Raw genomic sequence first — 15,239 nt, 5'->3', positions numbered from 1 at the left:
GTCGCAGCCGGAAACGGGATCAGGGCTTTCAGGGTGACGACGCACAAACCGATTGATCAGGTGTTATGGATCTTGATGTACTGACCGTTGGTCTGGGCCTGCCGGAGGTGGCAACTGGCCTGAAAGTCACGGGGCTTACGGCGGACAGCCGCCAGGTGGCGCCCGGGTTCCTGTTTGCAGCCTTCAAGGGCGCAAAGACAGACGGAACGCGCTTCGCCGCCAGCGCGGTGACCGCCGGAGCGGTTGCGGTCTTATGCGCTCACGACTCTGCTGATGCCGTGCGGGCGTCTGTTCCAGACACTGTTGCAGTTCTTGCGGTTCCCGAGCCCCGGCTGGTGTTTGCGAAAATGGCGGCCCGCTTCTATGGTGCTCAGCCGGACGTCATTGTCGCTGTCACCGGCACGGCGGGAAAGACTTCCGTTGCCCACTTTGCCCGTCAGATCTTTCAGGCGGCTGGTCATCCGGCTGCCAGTCTTGGAACCCTTGGAACCATCCGGCCCGACGGGTCCAGCTATGGTGGTCTCACGACGCCTGATCCGGTTGCACTGCACAAGGACCTGGCGGCGCTGGAGGCGGAGGGCGTCAATCACGCGGCTCTGGAAGCCTCTTCCCATGGTTTGGACCAATACCGCCTCGATGGCGTGCGCCTGACGGCGGCGGCCTTTACCAATCTCGGCCGTGACCATATGGACTACCACCCGACCATCGAGGACTACCTTAAGGCCAAACTGCGCCTGTTTAGGGATCTTCTGCCCGATGGCGGCACGGTTGTCGTTGACCGGGGGGAAAAATACGCGGACCGGGTTCTGGCCGTGGCGGCTGAACGGGGCCTTCCGGTCTTCACCGTGGGCGAAACAGGCGCTGATCTCAAGCTCACCGGCCTGCGTCCGAATGGAGGCGGCCAGGAACTGACGCTCCAGACCGCGCGTGGGGAATATAAGATCACGCTGCCGCTGATCGGCCGGTTTCAGGTGGCTAACGCCCTGATTGCCGCCGGGCTTGCAATTGCCGCGGGCACGGATATGGGGCTGGTGCTTCGGGCGCTGGAAAACCTGAAAGGGGCTCCCGGTCGGTTGGAACTGGCCGGAAAGACCGCGCAAGGCGGTCTGGTGTTCATCGACTATGCCCACAAGCCGGATGCGCTGGACAATGCGCTTGCGGCTCTGAAGCCCTTTGCCGAAGGGGCCCTGTCGGTGGTTGTTGGGGCTGGAGGGGACCGGGATCCGGGCAAACGGGAGCTGATGGGCGAAGCTGCGGCCCGCCATGCAGATCTGGTGATTGTGACCGATGACAATCCGCGCTCCGAAGAGCCGGCCCTGATCCGCCGGGCGGTCATGGCCGGGGCGCCGGGGGCGCTTGAAATCGGCGACCGGTTCGAGGCGATTGCCGAAGGAGTGCGGCGCCTGACTGCGGGCGATATTCTGTGTGTTGCCGGAAAAGGCCACGAAACCGGCCAGATTGTTGGCGAAACAGTGATTCCGTTTTCAGATCATGACGCAGTTGACCGCGCCATAAACCTTCAAGGAGACCTATGAGCGACCCTCTCTGGACATTGGACGCCTTTGTAGATGCTGTTGGGGGCAGCGTGAGGGGGGACGCCCGCGCGGAGATCACAGGCATTTCGATCGACAGCCGCTCGCTCGAACCGGGCGACGCGTTCATAGCCATCAAGGGAGACCGTCTCGACGGGCACGACTATGTCGCCGCTGCTTTGGAGGCGGGCGCGTCTTGTGCGCTTGTAGCTGAAGAGCGCCTGCCGGATCTTGCCGAAGACGGGCGCTATGTGGTGGTCCCCGACCCGCTTGAGGCCATGCGCAGGCTTGGCGTTGCTGCCCGGGCGCGCACGGGCGCAAAGATCATTGCGGTCACGGGGTCTGTCGGCAAGACCGGCACCAAGGAGGCCTTGCGGCTCACGCTGGAGCCTTCCGGCAAGGTTCATGCCTCCGTTGCCTCGTTCAACAATCACTGGGGCGTGCCGCTCACCCTGGCCCGGATGCCGGCGGACACGGAATTTGGTGTTTTTGAGATCGGCATGAACCATGCGGGCGAAATCACGCCGCTGGTGAAGATGGTGCGCCCGCATGTGGCCATCATCACCACCGTGCAGCCGGTTCATCTGGAGTTTTTCGACTCAGTTGAAAAGATCGCCCAGGCGAAAGCAGAGATTTTCGACGGGCTGGAACCGGGCGGGACCGCGATCCTGAACCGGGACAACCGCCAATATGACCTGCTGCGCTTCTTGAGCGCGACGGCAGGGGTTCCGGCAGTCCACACCTTCGGAGAAGACAGGACGGCCGACAGTCACGTTGAGAAAGTGGCAGGCTTTGCGGGCGGCTCCAGCGTTGAAGCGTCCATTCTGGGCACGGAAATCACCTACAAGATCGGGGCGGCCGGCACACATCAAGTCAAGAACAGCCTCGCGGTTCTGACGGCAGTGAAGGTCGTTGGCGCCGATCTGGCCAAGGCCGGGCTCGCTCTGGACGGTATGCGCGCGCCGCAAGGGCGGGGGGAAGTCTCCCGCCTGTCCCTGTCCGGCGGCGTGCTGAACCTGATTGACGAGAGCTACAATGCCAATCCGGCCTCCATGCGCGCAGCCTTGAAAGTGCTGGGAGCCGTGCCGGTGGCCGCCCCCGGGCGCCGGGTTGCCATTCTTGGCGATATGCGGGAGCTGGGCGCCGAGGCGGATCAGTTGCATGAAGCGCTTCTGGAGCCGGTCCTTGAGGCGAAGGTGGAGGCTGTTTATTGCGCAGGGCCGCATATGCACGGGCTTTGGAAGGCTCTGCCCCGTGAACTGCGTGCCCATTATGGCGAAGAGGCAAAAGATCTGGAAGACGCGATTTTGAAGGACGTGCGGCCCGGGGATGTCGTTATGATCAAGGGATCTCTGGGGACTCGCATGGGCCCTCTTGTCGACGCGTTGAAAAAGGAATACCCGCCTGCTGATGAATTGGCAGAGGCATAAGGGATAGCTGATGTTTTATTTTTTGGGGCAGTTTGCTGACCAGATTTCCGCGTTGAACGTGTTTCGCTACATCACGTTCCGCACGGGTGGCGCCATCATGACTGCGCTGTTTTTTGTGTTCCTCTTCGGTCCGAAGATCATTTCCAGCTTGCGGATCCGCCAGGGCCATGGCCAGCCGATCCGCGCCGACGGGCCGGAGAGCCATCTTCTGACCAAGAAAGGCACGCCCACCATGGGTGGGCTGATGATCCTGTCCGGCACGCTTGTGGCTGCGCTGCTGTGGTCGGACCTGTCCAATCCCTATGTCTGGGTGGTGATCGGGGTGACCCTCGGCTTTGGCAGCATCGGTTTTTACGATGACTATCTGAAAGTGTCGAAATCTTCTGCCAAAGGCTTTGGTGGCAAGGCGCGGCTGGGTCTGGAATTTCTGATTGCCGCCGCCGCCGCCTTTGCGGTCACGATGCTGGATACGTCCGAACATGCCGAAGCAATCACCTTTCCGTTCTTGAAAGAGTTCACACTCAATCTCGGCCTGATCTTCATTCCCTTTGCAGCCTTCGTCATGGTCGGGGCGGGCAATGCGGTCAACCTGACCGATGGCCTAGACGGTCTGGCCATCGTGCCAGTGATGATCGCCTGCGCCTCTTTCGGGCTGATCGCCTATCTGTCCGGCAATGCGGTGTTTGCCAGCTATCTTCAGATCCACCATGTGGCAGGCACCGGCGAACTGGCGGTTTTGTGCGGGGCGGTGATTGGCGCCGGTCTCGGGTTCTTGTGGTTCAACGCCCCGCCTGCGGCGATTTTCATGGGTGACACCGGATCTCTGGCCCTTGGCGGCATGATCGGGGCGATTGCCGTGGCCACCAAACACGAGATCGTTCTGGCCATCATTGGGGGCCTGTTTGTTCTGGAAGCGGTGTCGGTCATCGTGCAGGTCATCTCCTACAAGCTGACCGGCAAGCGTGTGTTCCGCATGGCGCCGATCCACCATCACTTCGAGATCATGGGCTGGACCGAAAGTCAGGTGGTGATCCGCTTCTGGATCATTGCCGTCGTTCTCGCCCTGGTCGGGCTTGCCACGTTGAAGCTGAGGTAAGCCCGGATGATCCCAGTCACCACATTTGAAGGTCAGAAAGTCGCCCTGTTCGGGCTGGGCGGATCCGGACTGGCGACGGCTCAGGCGCTGAAAAGCGGCGGGGCCGATGTGGTGTGCGCCGACGATAGCGAAGCGCGGGTCCAGCAGGCCGCTGCAGACGGGCTGGCCACGGCGGATCTGCGTAGCCTTGACTGGAGCAAGGTGGCCGCCCTGGTTCTGGCGCCCGGTGTTCCGCTGACCCATCCCGTGCCGCATTGGTCGGTCGATCTGGCGCGCGACGCAGGGGTCGGGATCATTGGCGATGTGGAGCTGTTCTGCCGGGAGCGGCGCAAGCTCTGTCCGGAGGCGCCGTTCATTGCGATCACCGGTACAAATGGCAAATCGACCACCACGGCGCTGATTGCCCATCTGCTCGGCGCACTTGGCCTTGATGTCCAGATGGGCGGTAATATCGGCACGCCGGTTTTGGCGCTGAACCGGCCGAAGCCGGGCCGCCACTATGTGATCGAGTGCTCGTCCTACCAGATTGATCTGGCGCCGACGCTGGAACCCACGGTGGGGATCCACATGAACCTCTCCGCCGATCACCTGGACCGCCACGGCAGCATGGAAAACTATGCGGCCATAAAGGAGCGGCTGGTCGCCGGTGCCCGTATCGCGGTTGTCGGGGTGGATGACCGGCTCTCCTCCGTGATTGCGGACCGGCTGGAACTGGCCCACAAGCCGGTCTTGCGGATTGCCGGGGAAAAGGAGCTGACCAGCGGCTTCTATGCCCGTCATGGACATCTGATCGAAGCCCATGACGGCAGCCAGCAAGAGGTCGCGTGCCTCGGCGGCGTGGACAGCCTGCGGGGCGATCACAATGGCCAGAATGCTGCTGCGGCCTTCGCCGCGCTGCGGGGGCTGGATCTGCCCGCAGACAAGATTGCTGCGGCGATGACCTCCTTTCCGGGGCTCCATCACCGCATGGAAGTTGTTGCGCGCAAGGGCCGGGTGCTGTTCATCAACGATTCCAAGGCAACCAATGCGGATGCAGCCGCACGGGCTCTGTCCAGTTTCGACCGGATCTATTGGATTGCGGGCGGCCGGGCCAAGGCAGGGGGCATTGCCTCGCTTGACGAGTATTTTCCGAAGATCGCCAAAGCGCTGCTGATCGGCGAGGCGGCTGAAGAGTTTGCCAAAACTCTTGAGGGCCGGGTGCCTTTCAAGATCAGCGGAACCCTGTCGCAGGCTGTCGCCGATGCGGCGGCGGAAGCGGCCGAGGATGGAGCGGACGAGATAGCCATTCTGCTGTCCCCGGCCTGTGCAAGTTTTGATCAATATCCCAATTTCGAACTACGGGGTGCTGCTTTTGTAGATGCGGTGCGTGCCTTGTCTGCCCAGGAGGTCGCCTAAATGGTTTCGCGCGCCGATCGCAGCCGGTTTGCCGAATGGCTCTGGACCGTGGATCACTATCTCCTTGCCGCCTTTGGCCTGCTGATGGTCGGCGGTGTGGTGCTGTCCTTTGCCGCCAGCCCTCCCGTTGCCGAGCGGATCGGGGTTGACACGTTCTTCTTCGTCAAGCGTCAGGCCCTGTTTCTGATCCCGGCGGTGATCATCATGCTGTCGGCATCCTTGATGCCGCCGCGCATGGTGCGGCGCGCGGCTCTGATCCTGTTCACGATTTCGCTTGTGCTGATGATCGCGACCCTCTTCATGGGGTTTGAAGCCAAAGGCGCCCGTCGCTGGATCTATATTGCCGGATTTTCCTTGCAGCCCTCCGAGTTCCTGAAACCGGCTTTTGTGGTGCTGATTGCGTTTCTTCTGTCGGAAAGCGGACGGCGCAGGGAGGTTCCCGGGGTGCTGTTTGCCTTTGTGCTGTTCGCAGTCTGTGCGGCGCTCCTGATCGCGCAGCCGGATTTCGGCCAGACCATGCTGCTCGGTCTGGTCTGGGCCGGGTTGTTTTTCCTCAATGGCATTTCCTGGCTGATCATCATGGCGCTTGGTCTGATCGGGGTTGTCGGCCTCTTTGCAGCCTATGCCTTCCTGCCGCATGTGACCAATCGTGTGGACCGGTTTCTGGACCCGAGTTCGGGGGATACGTTCCAGGTGGATACGGCGATGGATTCGTTCCTCGCCGGTGGCTGGTTCGGCCGTGGGCCGGGGGAGGGCACGGTCAAACGCATCCTGCCGGACAGCCATACAGACTTCATCTTTGCCGTGGTGGGCGAAGAGTTCGGCGTGATTGTCTGTCTGCTGCTGGTGTCGGTTTTTGCCTTTGTGGTCTTGCGCGGGCTGAACCATGCCAGCCGCAATCAGGATGCTTTCAGCCGTCTGGCCACTGCCGGTCTTGTGGTTCTGTTCGGTCTTCAGGCCACGATCAACCTTGCTGTCAATCTTCACCTGATGCCCTCCAAGGGCATGACCTTGCCCTTTATTTCCTATGGCGGGTCCTCGTTGTTGTCGTCCGCCATGACGGCCGGGGCCATTCTGGCACTCACCCGCAGGCGGCCACAGCCCTCGCGCGGAGAGGCCGTGACCGTAAGCCGCCTGTCCCCGTCGACTTTGATGTAGTCCCAAAGAGCGTTGCTCGAGAAATATGCGCAAAACAGTTTTGCTGACGGCCGGCGGTACAGGCGGCCATTTGTTCCCCGCACAGGCGCTGGCAAGTGAGCTCGGCCGTCGCGGCTGGACCGTTGAGCTGGCAACAGATGAACGGGCCGACAAATACGGGACCGCGTTTCCGGCCCGCAAGGTCCATATCATCACCTCTGCCACCTTGCGCGGGCGCTCGCCGCTGGCCCTGGCCAAAACCGCCTTCAGCCTGTTGCGCGGCACCTGGCAGGCCCGCGCGGTGATCAAGGCGCTGAAGCCGGATGTGGTTGCAGGATTTGGCGGTTATCCGACCTTTCCCCCCATGTTTGCTGCGCGCCTGACCGGAACACCGTCCATTTTGCATGAAGCAAACGGGGTGATGGGCCGGGCCAATAAGCTGCTGGCCAAGGGCGTGACCGCCATGGCCACAAGCGTTCCATTGGACGGTCTGCCCAAAGAGCTTGCCGCCAAACTGGTGGAGACGGGCAATCCGGTGCGCGATGCGGTTCTTCAGGCCGCTGAAATTGCCTACACGCCGCCTGTTCAGGAAGGCCCGTTTCATCTTCTGGTCTTTGGGGGCTCCCAGGGGGCCCGGTTCTTTTCCGATGTGCTGCCGCTGGCCGTAGAACGGCTTCCCGAACCTTTGCGCAGCCGCCTGCACATCGTACAGCAGTGCCGGGCAGAAGACATGGAGCGGGTTCAGAAGGTCTATGACGGGCTGGGCCTGTCGGCCGAATGTGCATCGTTCTTTCAGGACATGCCCCAGCGCATCGCCCACGCGCATCTGGTGATCTGCCGCTCGGGCGCCTCTTCGGTCAGCGAACTCAGCGTGCTGGGCCGTCCGGCCATTCTGGTGCCCTTGCCCGGCGCCCTGGATCAGGACCAGGCGGCCAATGCCCGGGTTCTGGAGACTGCTGGCGGCGCCTGGCCTATCCGCCAAGCGGAGCTGACGCCGGAGCGGCTTAGCGACGAGCTTGCCCGGCTCATGCAGGCGCCGGGGGATCTGGCGCGCGCGGCGCAAAGTGCGCAGAGCGCCGCTAAACCCGACGCGGTCAAGCGGCTTGCGGACCTTGTGGAGACAATTGCAACACCCAAAGGCGCAGCCCCAAAAGACGCCTTGCAGGAAGGAGCACGGCCATGAAGATGCCGCAGGATATCGGACCGGTTCATTTTGTCGGTATTGGTGGCATTGGCATGAGCGGTATTGCCGAAGTGCTGAAGACCCTCGGCTATCAGGTCCAAGGCTCGGACATGGCCGAGAATGCCAATGTGCAGCGTCTGCGGGACCATGGCATTCCAGTGGCCGTCGGACATTCCCCGGACAATCTGGGCGAGGCGGAAGTGCTGGTGGTCTCGTCCGCGATCAAAAAAGACAATCCGGAGCTGGTGGCCGCGCGCGAAAAGCTGATCCCGGTGGTACGCAGGGCGGAAATGCTGGCCGAGTTGATGCGGTTCAAACAGGCCATTGCCGTTGGCGGCACCCATGGCAAGACGACCACTACGTCGATGGTGGCGGCGCTGCTCGATGCGGGCAGCCTGGACCCGACGGTGATCAATGGCGGCATCATCAATGCCTATGGCACCAATGCCCGTATGGGCGAAGGTGACTGGATGGTGGTGGAGGCCGATGAAAGCGACGGTACCTTCGTCAAGCTGCCCGCCGATATCGCCATCGTCACCAATATCGATCCGGAACATCTTGATCACTATGGCGACTTTGACGGCGTGAAAGCAGCCTTCCGGCAATTTGTCGAAAACGTTCCCTTCTACGGCTTTGCCGTCATGTGCCTGGACCATCCCGAGGTTCAGACCATGATCGGCACCATTGAAGACCGGCGGGTGGTCACCTATGGCACCAACCCGCAGGCGGATGTGCGCTTTACGGATGTGTCGATGGATGGCGGTAAATCCACCTTTTCTGTGACCATCCGCGACCGGCGCACCGGTCAGGTGGCGGAGTTGAAGGACCTGGTTCTGCCCATGCCTGGTCTGCACAATGTTTCCAACGCCACTGCGGCGATTGCCGTTGCCTCCCAGCTTGGGGTCGGTGCGGACAATCTCAAAAAAGGCATTTCCGGTTTTGGCGGTGTCAAGCGGCGCTTCACCCATACGGGCACGGTCAACGGTGTTGAGATCTTCGACGATTACGGACACCACCCGGTGGAAATCAAGGCCGTGCTGCATGCGGCCCGGGAATCGACCGGGGGCAAGGTGATCGCGGTCATGCAGCCGCACAGATATTCGCGCCTGCACAGCCTGTTCGACGATTTTTCCAACTGCTTCAACGATGCGGACACGGTGATCATCGCGCCGGTTTATGCGGCCGGAGAGCAGCCCCTGGAGGGCGCCTCCCACAAGGATCTGGTATCGGGATTGAAAACCAGAGGGCACCGGCAGGTCCAGTCCATCGACAGTCCGGACGAATTGCCAGCGCTGATCAAGGAGCTTGCCGAACCGGGGGATTTCGTGATCTGCTTGGGGGCCGGCAACATTACCCAATGGGCCTATGCGCTGCCCAAGCAGCTTGAAGCGTTGTAAGGGGCGGGTGTCGATGGCTTTTCCCGATCTTCTTGAACGCTATCCGGATCTCGCTGCTGGAGTGCGCGGGCGTTTGACCGCCGGCCAGCCGCTGTCCGCCGTGACCTGGTTCCGCACCGGCGGTCCGGCGCAGCTGATGTTTCAGCCCGCAGATGAAGACGATCTGGCCGCGTTCTTGACGAAACTGCCGCCGGAGGTGCCGGTGCTGCCGGTGGGGCTCGGGTCCAATCTTCTGATCCGCGATGGCGGTCTTGAAGGGGTTGTCATCCGGCTGAGCGCCCGGGGCTTTGGCGGAATTGAAGAGCTGGGCAACAACCGCCTGCGCGCGGGGGCGGCGGTGCCCGACAAGAAACTGGCGGAAGCGGCCGCGCGGGCTGGACTTGGCGGGTTTGCCTTTTACACTGGCATTCCGGGCGGCCTTGGTGGTGCCTTGCGCATGAATGCGGGCGCTCATGGCACGGAAACCTGTGAGCGCATGGTGGAGCTGACCGCCCTTGACCGGGCGGGCAACCGGCATGTGCTGAGCAACGGGCAGATGGGCTATGCCTACCGCCGGTCAACGGCCGCCCGTGATCTCATTTTCACGTCTGCCGTATTTGAGGGACCAGGAGCGGACGAGGCCGCGATCCGGCAGGAGATGGCCGATGTGGTCGCGCACCGGGAAAGGGCGCAGCCGATCCGGGAAAAGACCGGAGGCTCGACATTCAAGAACCCGCCGGGCACGTCCGCCTGGAAAGAGGTTGATGCCGCTGGCTGCCGGGGTTTGACCATCGGCGGCGCGCAAATGTCGGAGATGCACTGCAATTTCATGATCAACACGGGCACGGCCACCGGTCACGACCTGGAGCTTCTGGGCGAGACGGTGCGGGCGCGGGTTCTCCAGCACAGCGGCATCCGCCTGGAGTGGGAAATCAAGCGCCTCGGCGCATTTGGCCCTGAAGGAGCGGTCGAGCCGTTTTTGGGGCAAGCAGGGGAGGTTGCATAAGATGGGACAAAAACACGTTGCCGTTCTGATGGGCGGCTGGGTCAACGAGCGTCCGGTGAGCCTGTCCAGCGGCAAGGATTGCGCCGACGCGCTGGAGGAGGCCGGTTACAAGGTCACCCGGGTGGATGTGGACCGGAATGTTTCGGCGGTGCTGGCGGATCTGAAGCCGGATGTGGCCTTCAATGCCCTTCACGGCCCGTTCGGGGAAGATGGCTGCATTCAGGGAATTTTAGAGTTTCTTAATATCCCCTATACCCATTCCGGAGTGATGGCATCGGCCCTTGCCATGAACAAGGTGAAGGCCAAGGCGGTTCTGGCAGCGGCTGGAATTCCGGTGACCGAACATATTGTTGTGGACCGCCGGGAGATCGGCCGCGTTCATCCGATGAAGCCCCCCTATGTGCTCAAGCCAATTAATGAAGGTTCGAGCTTCGGAGTGCTGATTATCAAGGAAGATCAAGAGTTTCCCCCCCAGGAGCTGGGCCGGGACGACTGGCAGTTTCCTGATATTCTCATGTGTGAGAAGTTCATTTCCGGCCGGGAATTGACCTGTGCGGTGATGGAAGACAAGGCCCTCGGGGTCATTGATATCATTCCGCAAGGGCATGGCTTCTACGATTACGATGCAAAATATGTAGAAGGCGGTTCAAAACACGTTCTTCCTGCAAAAATTTCACCGATTGTTTACCAAAAAGTAGAGACACTAGCGGTTAAGGCGCATCAGGCCTTGGGATGCCGTGGTGTATCCCGTGCCGATTTCCGCTTTGACGAGTGCGAAGACGGGTCCGGAGACCTGATTTGTCTTGAAGTGAACACACAGCCAGGCATGACGCCAACCTCACTTGTGCCGGAAATGGCGGCGCATCAGGGGATGAGTTTCAAGGATCTGGTCGGTTGGATGGTTGAGGAAGCGAGTTGCTGTCGCTAGGTCGCAAACGGAATAGGGAAGCGTTATCCCCGCTGGAAGCCGAGCTGGCTCCGCGCGGGCGCGGCGTTTCGCGTTTGCACCGCCAGCCGGTCTGGCGGGCGGCGGGCCGTCTTGCGGATCTGCCGCGCTGGACCGGGTCTGCAGCAGCTCTCGGGTTCTTAACCTTAACAATTGGTTACGCAATAGTCATAAGCGGCAATGGCCGCATCGTGTCCGACGAATTGCTGTCGGCAGCCGGGTTCGGCATCGAAGCGGTGAAATTGTCCGGCCAGCGGGAAATCAACGAGTTTCAGGTGCTTGAAGCACTTGAGATTCATGATGGCAGCTCGCTTGCCCTGTTTGATGCGGATGCGGCCCGTGAACGGCTGAACCACATGGCTTGGGTCAAGAATGCTTCGGTCATGAAGCTGTATCCGAGCACGCTGCAAATCAAGATCGAAGAGAAAGTGCCTTATGCGCTGTGGCAGCGCGGGGACCTCGTTTCAATTATTAACAAGGCCGGGGACGTCATTACCGACGATGTCGATGGCCGATATGCAAATCTGCTTTTGGTCGTCAATCACGGTGCACAGCGCCGGGCCGGTGAAATCAACACGGCTCTTGAGACTGTGCCGGAACTGCGGCCGCGTGTGCGGGCGGCTTTCCTGATCAGCGGCCGCCGTTGGGATCTTCAGTTGGAAAACGGAATTTCAATCCGCCTGCCGGAAAAGAATGTCGAAGCGGCGCTGGCCGATCTTGTGAAGATGGACGAGGACAGCGGGCTGCTGTCGCGGGATATTGTGGCTATCGACATGCGCCTTGCCGATCGCGTGACCGTACGCCTGTCGGATGAAGCCGCCGAGCGGCGCAAGGTCATGACCGGTGGCCGGAACCGGTCGGGCAAGAAGGAGCAGGACACATGAGCCGCTCCGACAAACATCTCTACCTGCCGAAAATGCGCCCGCTGCCCAGCCGGCGCGCGGTCATCATGTCCGTTCTGGATGTGGGCTCCACCAAGGTGTGCTGCCTGATTGCAAAGCTGGTGCCCCAGGAGGAGCGCTCGCTTCTGTCCAGCCGCTCCCACAAGGTGGAAGTGCTAGGCTATGGCTACCAGCGTTCGCGCGGCATCAAGTCGGGTGTCGTTGTAGATATGGATGCGGCCGAACAGGCGATCCGGCTGGCCGTGGACAGCGCAGAGCGCATGGCCGGTGTGACGGTGGAATCCCTGATCGCGAATATCAGCTGCGGCCGTCTGCAGAGCGAGATCTACAGCGCAGGGGTGCCGCTGGCGGGGGAAAGCGTCAGCGAAGCGGATATCCAGCGGGTTCTGTCCGCCGGGTCCAGTCACTCGGTCACAGACGGGCGGGCGGTCACCCACGCCCTGCCAATTTCCTATTCCCTGGACGGCAGCCGGGGCATCCGCGATCCGCGCGGCATGATGGGTCACAAGCTCGGGGTGGACATGCAGGTTGTCACGGCGGAAATTCCGCCGGTGCGCAATCTGGAGCTGTGCATCAACCGGGGCCATCTGCATGTGGAAACCATGGTGGCAACACCCTTTGCAAGTGGCCTGTCGACCATTGTGGATGATGAAGCGGAGCTTGGGGTTGCCTGTATCGATATGGGCGGCGGCACCACGACCCTGTCCGTCTTTGTCGATGGCCATATGGTGCATCTGGATGCAATTGCCGTTGGCGGCAACCATGTCACCACGGACATTGCCCGTGCTTTTGCCACGCGCCTGCAGGATGCAGAGCGCCTGAAAACCCTTTTTGGCTCTCCGCTGGCCTCCAGCTCGGACGACCGTGACCTGCTCACGGTGCCGCCGCTGGAAAGCGACAGCGAATTGCCGAACCAGATCCCGCGCTCGGCGCTGACCCGGGTCATCCGCCCGCGCGTGGAAGAAATCCTTGAACTCGTGAGGGACCGTTTGACCGCCTCCGGCTTTGCCGGCCGGGTGGGCAAGCAGATTGTTCTGACTGGGGGCGCCAGTCAGCTCACGGGTCTTGGAGAGGTTGCGCGCCACATTTTGGGACGCAACGTCCGTCTTGGCCGGCCCCTGGGCGTCGCCGGTCTTCCCGAGGCTGCCAAAGGTCCGGCATTTGCCGCCGCGGTTGGCCTCTTGATTTATCCGCAGGTCGCGCAGATCGAACAGTTCGAACACAAGAACCGTCGGTCTGGGTGGGGCGGACAATCTGGTTACCTGGCCCGCATGGGCCAGTGGATCAGGGAAAGCTTCTGACGATGAGCCAAGAAGACGAAAGCCAGGAATTGGAGCTGCCCGGCATGGCAGCGGAAGTTAGGGAAGAAGACGGGTCTCCCGCAGCGGGGGATCCATTGGGTCGCGAGGATACTATGACCATTAACCTTAAGATGCCCGACATTCAGGAGCTGAAGCCGAGGATTACGGTTTTCGGCGTCGGCGGCGCGGGCGGAAACGCCGTCAACAACATGATCACTGCCGGCCTCCAGGGCTGCGACTTCGTTGTCGCAAACACGGATGCCCAGGCCCTTGCCATGAACCATTCCGACCGGCTCGTCCAGATGGGCGTTGCGGTGACGGAAGGTCTCGGCGCCGGCTCACAGCCGGAAGTCGGATCGGCAGCGGCGGAGGAAGTGATTGACGAAATCAACGATCACCTGTCCGGATCGCACATGGTGTTCATCACCGCCGGCATGGGTGGGGGCACCGGCACCGGCGCAGCTCCGGTCATTGCCCGCGCAGCGCGCGAACAGGGCATTCTGACCGTAGGTGTGGTCACCAAGCCGTTCCAGTTCGAAGGTGCGCGGCGCATGCGCATTGCCGACAGCGGCATTGAAGAGCTGCAGCGCAGTGTGGACACTTTGATTGTCATTCCGAACCAGAACCTGTTCCGGATTGCCAATGCGCAGACCACCTTTGCCGACGCGTTCGCGATGGCCGATCAGGTGCTTTACTCCGGTGTTGCTTGCATCACCGACCTGATGGTCAAGGAAGGTCTTATCAACCTGGATTTTGCCGATGTGCGCTCCGTGATGCGGGGCATGGGCAAGGCCATGATGGGCACCGGCGAGGCCAGCGGCGAAAAACGCGCCCAGCAGGCGGCCGAAGCGGCCATTGCCAACCCGCTTCTGGACGAATCGTCCATGAAGGGCGCCAAGGGTCTTCTGATCTCGATCACGGGCGGCAACGACCTGACCCTGTTCGAAGTGGACGAAGCCGCCACACGAATCCGGGAAGAAGTGGATTCCGATGCCAACATCATCCTGGGCGCGACCTTCGATGAAACCCTTGACGGCATCATCCGCGTGTCTGTTGTGGCCACGGGCATTGACAGGGAGGAGGGCCTTGAGGCTGCTCCGTTTCCAGCATCAGCTGGCCAGGCCGTGAAACAGGCCGCTGCTCCAGCTGCAATCCGCAGCCAGGAGATCGCTTCTGCAAAACCAGCCGTGGCTGCTGAGCGCGCAGGCGCAGCAGCTGCTGCGGCCCAGGCTGTTGCCAGCCTGGAAAAGGAACTTGCGATTCCCGAGCCGGCTCCGGTCGCCGTGGCCAGCGATCCGGATGTGGAAATCAAACGGGTCCAGCCTGTCAGCCGTCCGCTGGCGGAAAAGACCCCGATGATGATGGATCTGGAAGATGAAACACCGGCGGCTGTCGTCGATGAGACACCGGTCAGCCAGCCCTATATTCCGCCAGTTGCCGAAGAGCACAGCCCGGCGCCGCGCATGCCACGGGTTGAGGATTTCCCGCCGATTGCGCAGCGTGAAATCATGGCCCAGCAGGCGCCTGCCGAGCCGGCTCAGCCTCAGCCTCAGCCCCTGGCCAATGCGACTCAGGCCGCTGAGCCGGCTCAGGCACCGGCTGCTGCGGCTCCGGCTGGGCTGGAGGAATATGGCGAAGACGATGACCGCCGCCCGATGGGCCTGCTCCGGCGTCTGGCCAGTGGCCTTGGCCGCCGGGAAGACGAAGAAGAGCTGGCCGCAGAAGCACCCGTTGCCCGCAAGGCACCGCAGCTTCAGCCCGCTCCGGCGCAGCCGCGTGCTCCGCAGGCCCGGGCCTCGAACTTCGGGGCTGCGGGACAGCTTGACGAAACTGGCCGTGCCGCGCCCAAGCCGGTCAGTGCGTCAGATGACGAACAGTTGGAGATCCCGGCGTTCCTGCGCCGGCAGGCCAACTGATTCGTTCCGCGATCTGCTT

Annotated in this window: 12 protein-coding genes; all 12 read left to right on the top strand. The window is 61.8% G+C overall.

Annotated features, from left to right (window positions below):
* The first annotated feature begins 65 nt into the window (after positions 1-65).
* The 12 genes from ACXAH0_RS01465 to ftsZ all read left to right on the top strand — a co-directional run bounded on the left by ACXAH0_RS01465 (position 66) and on the right by ftsZ (position 15,220).
* A complete protein-coding gene (locus ACXAH0_RS01465) occupies positions 66-1,535 on the top strand; it encodes a UDP-N-acetylmuramoyl-L-alanyl-D-glutamate--2,6-diaminopimelate ligase (RefSeq protein WP_475188540.1) in 1,470 nt (489 codons plus the stop codon).
* Positions 1,532-2,962: a UDP-N-acetylmuramoylalanyl-D-glutamyl-2,6-diaminopimelate--D-alanyl-D-alanine ligase gene (locus tag ACXAH0_RS01460; protein WP_475188538.1), complete on the top strand. Its 1,431-nt coding sequence runs from the start codon at positions 1,532-1,534 to the stop codon at positions 2,960-2,962. The genes ACXAH0_RS01465 and ACXAH0_RS01460 overlap by 4 nt, the downstream gene beginning before the upstream one ends.
* Before the next feature lie 10 nt (positions 2,963-2,972).
* Positions 2,973-4,058, top strand: a complete 1,086-nt coding sequence (gene mraY / locus ACXAH0_RS01455) for a phospho-N-acetylmuramoyl-pentapeptide-transferase (protein WP_475172339.1) — start codon at positions 2,973-2,975, stop codon at positions 4,056-4,058.
* A gap of 6 nt (positions 4,059-4,064) precedes the next feature.
* Positions 4,065-5,453: a UDP-N-acetylmuramoyl-L-alanine--D-glutamate ligase gene (murD, locus tag ACXAH0_RS01450; RefSeq protein ID WP_475188537.1), complete on the top strand. Its 1,389-nt coding sequence runs from the start codon at positions 4,065-4,067 to the stop codon at positions 5,451-5,453.
* The gene (gene ftsW, locus ACXAH0_RS01445; RefSeq protein ID WP_475172345.1) at positions 5,454-6,611 is read left to right on the top strand and encodes a putative lipid II flippase FtsW; all 1,158 of its coding nucleotides are present in this window, start codon (positions 5,454-5,456) and stop codon (positions 6,609-6,611) included. It begins immediately after the preceding gene.
* A 25-nt stretch (positions 6,612-6,636) separates the two neighbouring features.
* On the top strand, positions 6,637-7,773 hold the full coding sequence (gene murG, locus ACXAH0_RS01440) for an undecaprenyldiphospho-muramoylpentapeptide beta-N-acetylglucosaminyltransferase (protein ID WP_475188535.1): 1,137 nt from the start codon (positions 6,637-6,639) through the stop codon (positions 7,771-7,773).
* A complete protein-coding gene (gene murC / locus ACXAH0_RS01435) occupies positions 7,770-9,170 on the top strand; it encodes a UDP-N-acetylmuramate--L-alanine ligase (protein ID WP_475188533.1) in 1,401 nt (466 codons plus the stop codon). Before murG ends, murC begins: the two co-directional genes overlap by 4 nt.
* Positions 9,171-9,183: 13 nt before the next feature.
* Positions 9,184-10,155 carry a UDP-N-acetylmuramate dehydrogenase gene (gene murB, locus ACXAH0_RS01430; protein WP_475188530.1) on the top strand — a complete coding sequence of 324 codons (972 nt, stop codon included), beginning with the start codon at positions 9,184-9,186 and terminating at the stop codon, positions 10,153-10,155.
* Position 10,156: 1 nt separating this feature from the next.
* The gene (locus tag ACXAH0_RS01425) at positions 10,157-11,083 is read left to right on the top strand and encodes a D-alanine--D-alanine ligase (RefSeq protein ID WP_475188745.1); all 927 of its coding nucleotides are present in this window, start codon (positions 10,157-10,159) and stop codon (positions 11,081-11,083) included.
* Positions 11,071-11,985 carry a cell division protein FtsQ/DivIB gene (locus tag ACXAH0_RS01420; RefSeq protein ID WP_475172352.1) on the top strand — a complete coding sequence of 305 codons (915 nt, stop codon included), beginning with the start codon at positions 11,071-11,073 and terminating at the stop codon, positions 11,983-11,985. The genes ACXAH0_RS01425 and ACXAH0_RS01420 overlap by 13 nt, the downstream gene beginning before the upstream one ends.
* A complete protein-coding gene (gene ftsA, locus ACXAH0_RS01415; protein WP_475172355.1) occupies positions 11,982-13,304 on the top strand; it encodes a cell division protein FtsA in 1,323 nt (440 codons plus the stop codon). Before ACXAH0_RS01420 ends, ftsA begins: the two co-directional genes overlap by 4 nt.
* A gap of 113 nt (positions 13,305-13,417) precedes the next feature.
* Positions 13,418-15,220 carry a cell division protein FtsZ gene (ftsZ, locus tag ACXAH0_RS01410; RefSeq protein WP_475188741.1) on the top strand — a complete coding sequence of 601 codons (1,803 nt, stop codon included), beginning with the start codon at positions 13,418-13,420 and terminating at the stop codon, positions 15,218-15,220.
* Positions 15,221-15,239 lie beyond the last annotated feature (19 nt).

It is taken from the genome of Roseibium sp. AWQ4_290, from assembly GCF_056160985.1.
The sequence above is the reverse complement of the archived record's forward strand: the minus strand, read 5'-3'. Positions and strand labels throughout refer to the sequence as shown.

Coding starts and splice junctions, on each gene's coding strand:
- ACXAH0_RS01465 (WP_475188540.1), top strand. CDS start 66: ATGGATCTTGATGTACTGACCGTTGGTCTGGGCCTGCCGGAGGTGGCA.
- ACXAH0_RS01460 (WP_475188538.1), top strand. CDS start 1,532: ATGAGCGACCCTCTCTGGACATTGGACGCCTTTGTAGATGCTGTTGGG.
- mraY (WP_475172339.1), top strand. CDS start 2,973: ATGTTTTATTTTTTGGGGCAGTTTGCTGACCAGATTTCCGCGTTGAAC.
- murD (WP_475188537.1), top strand. CDS start 4,065: ATGATCCCAGTCACCACATTTGAAGGTCAGAAAGTCGCCCTGTTCGGG.
- ftsW (WP_475172345.1), top strand. CDS start 5,454: ATGGTTTCGCGCGCCGATCGCAGCCGGTTTGCCGAATGGCTCTGGACC.
- murG (WP_475188535.1), top strand. CDS start 6,637: ATGCGCAAAACAGTTTTGCTGACGGCCGGCGGTACAGGCGGCCATTTG.
- murC (WP_475188533.1), top strand. CDS start 7,770: ATGAAGATGCCGCAGGATATCGGACCGGTTCATTTTGTCGGTATTGGT.
- murB (WP_475188530.1), top strand. CDS start 9,184: ATGGCTTTTCCCGATCTTCTTGAACGCTATCCGGATCTCGCTGCTGGA.
- ACXAH0_RS01425 (WP_475188745.1), top strand. CDS start 10,157: ATGGGACAAAAACACGTTGCCGTTCTGATGGGCGGCTGGGTCAACGAG.
- ftsA (WP_475172355.1), top strand. CDS start 11,982: ATGAGCCGCTCCGACAAACATCTCTACCTGCCGAAAATGCGCCCGCTG.
- ftsZ (WP_475188741.1), top strand. CDS start 13,418: ATGACCATTAACCTTAAGATGCCCGACATTCAGGAGCTGAAGCCGAGG.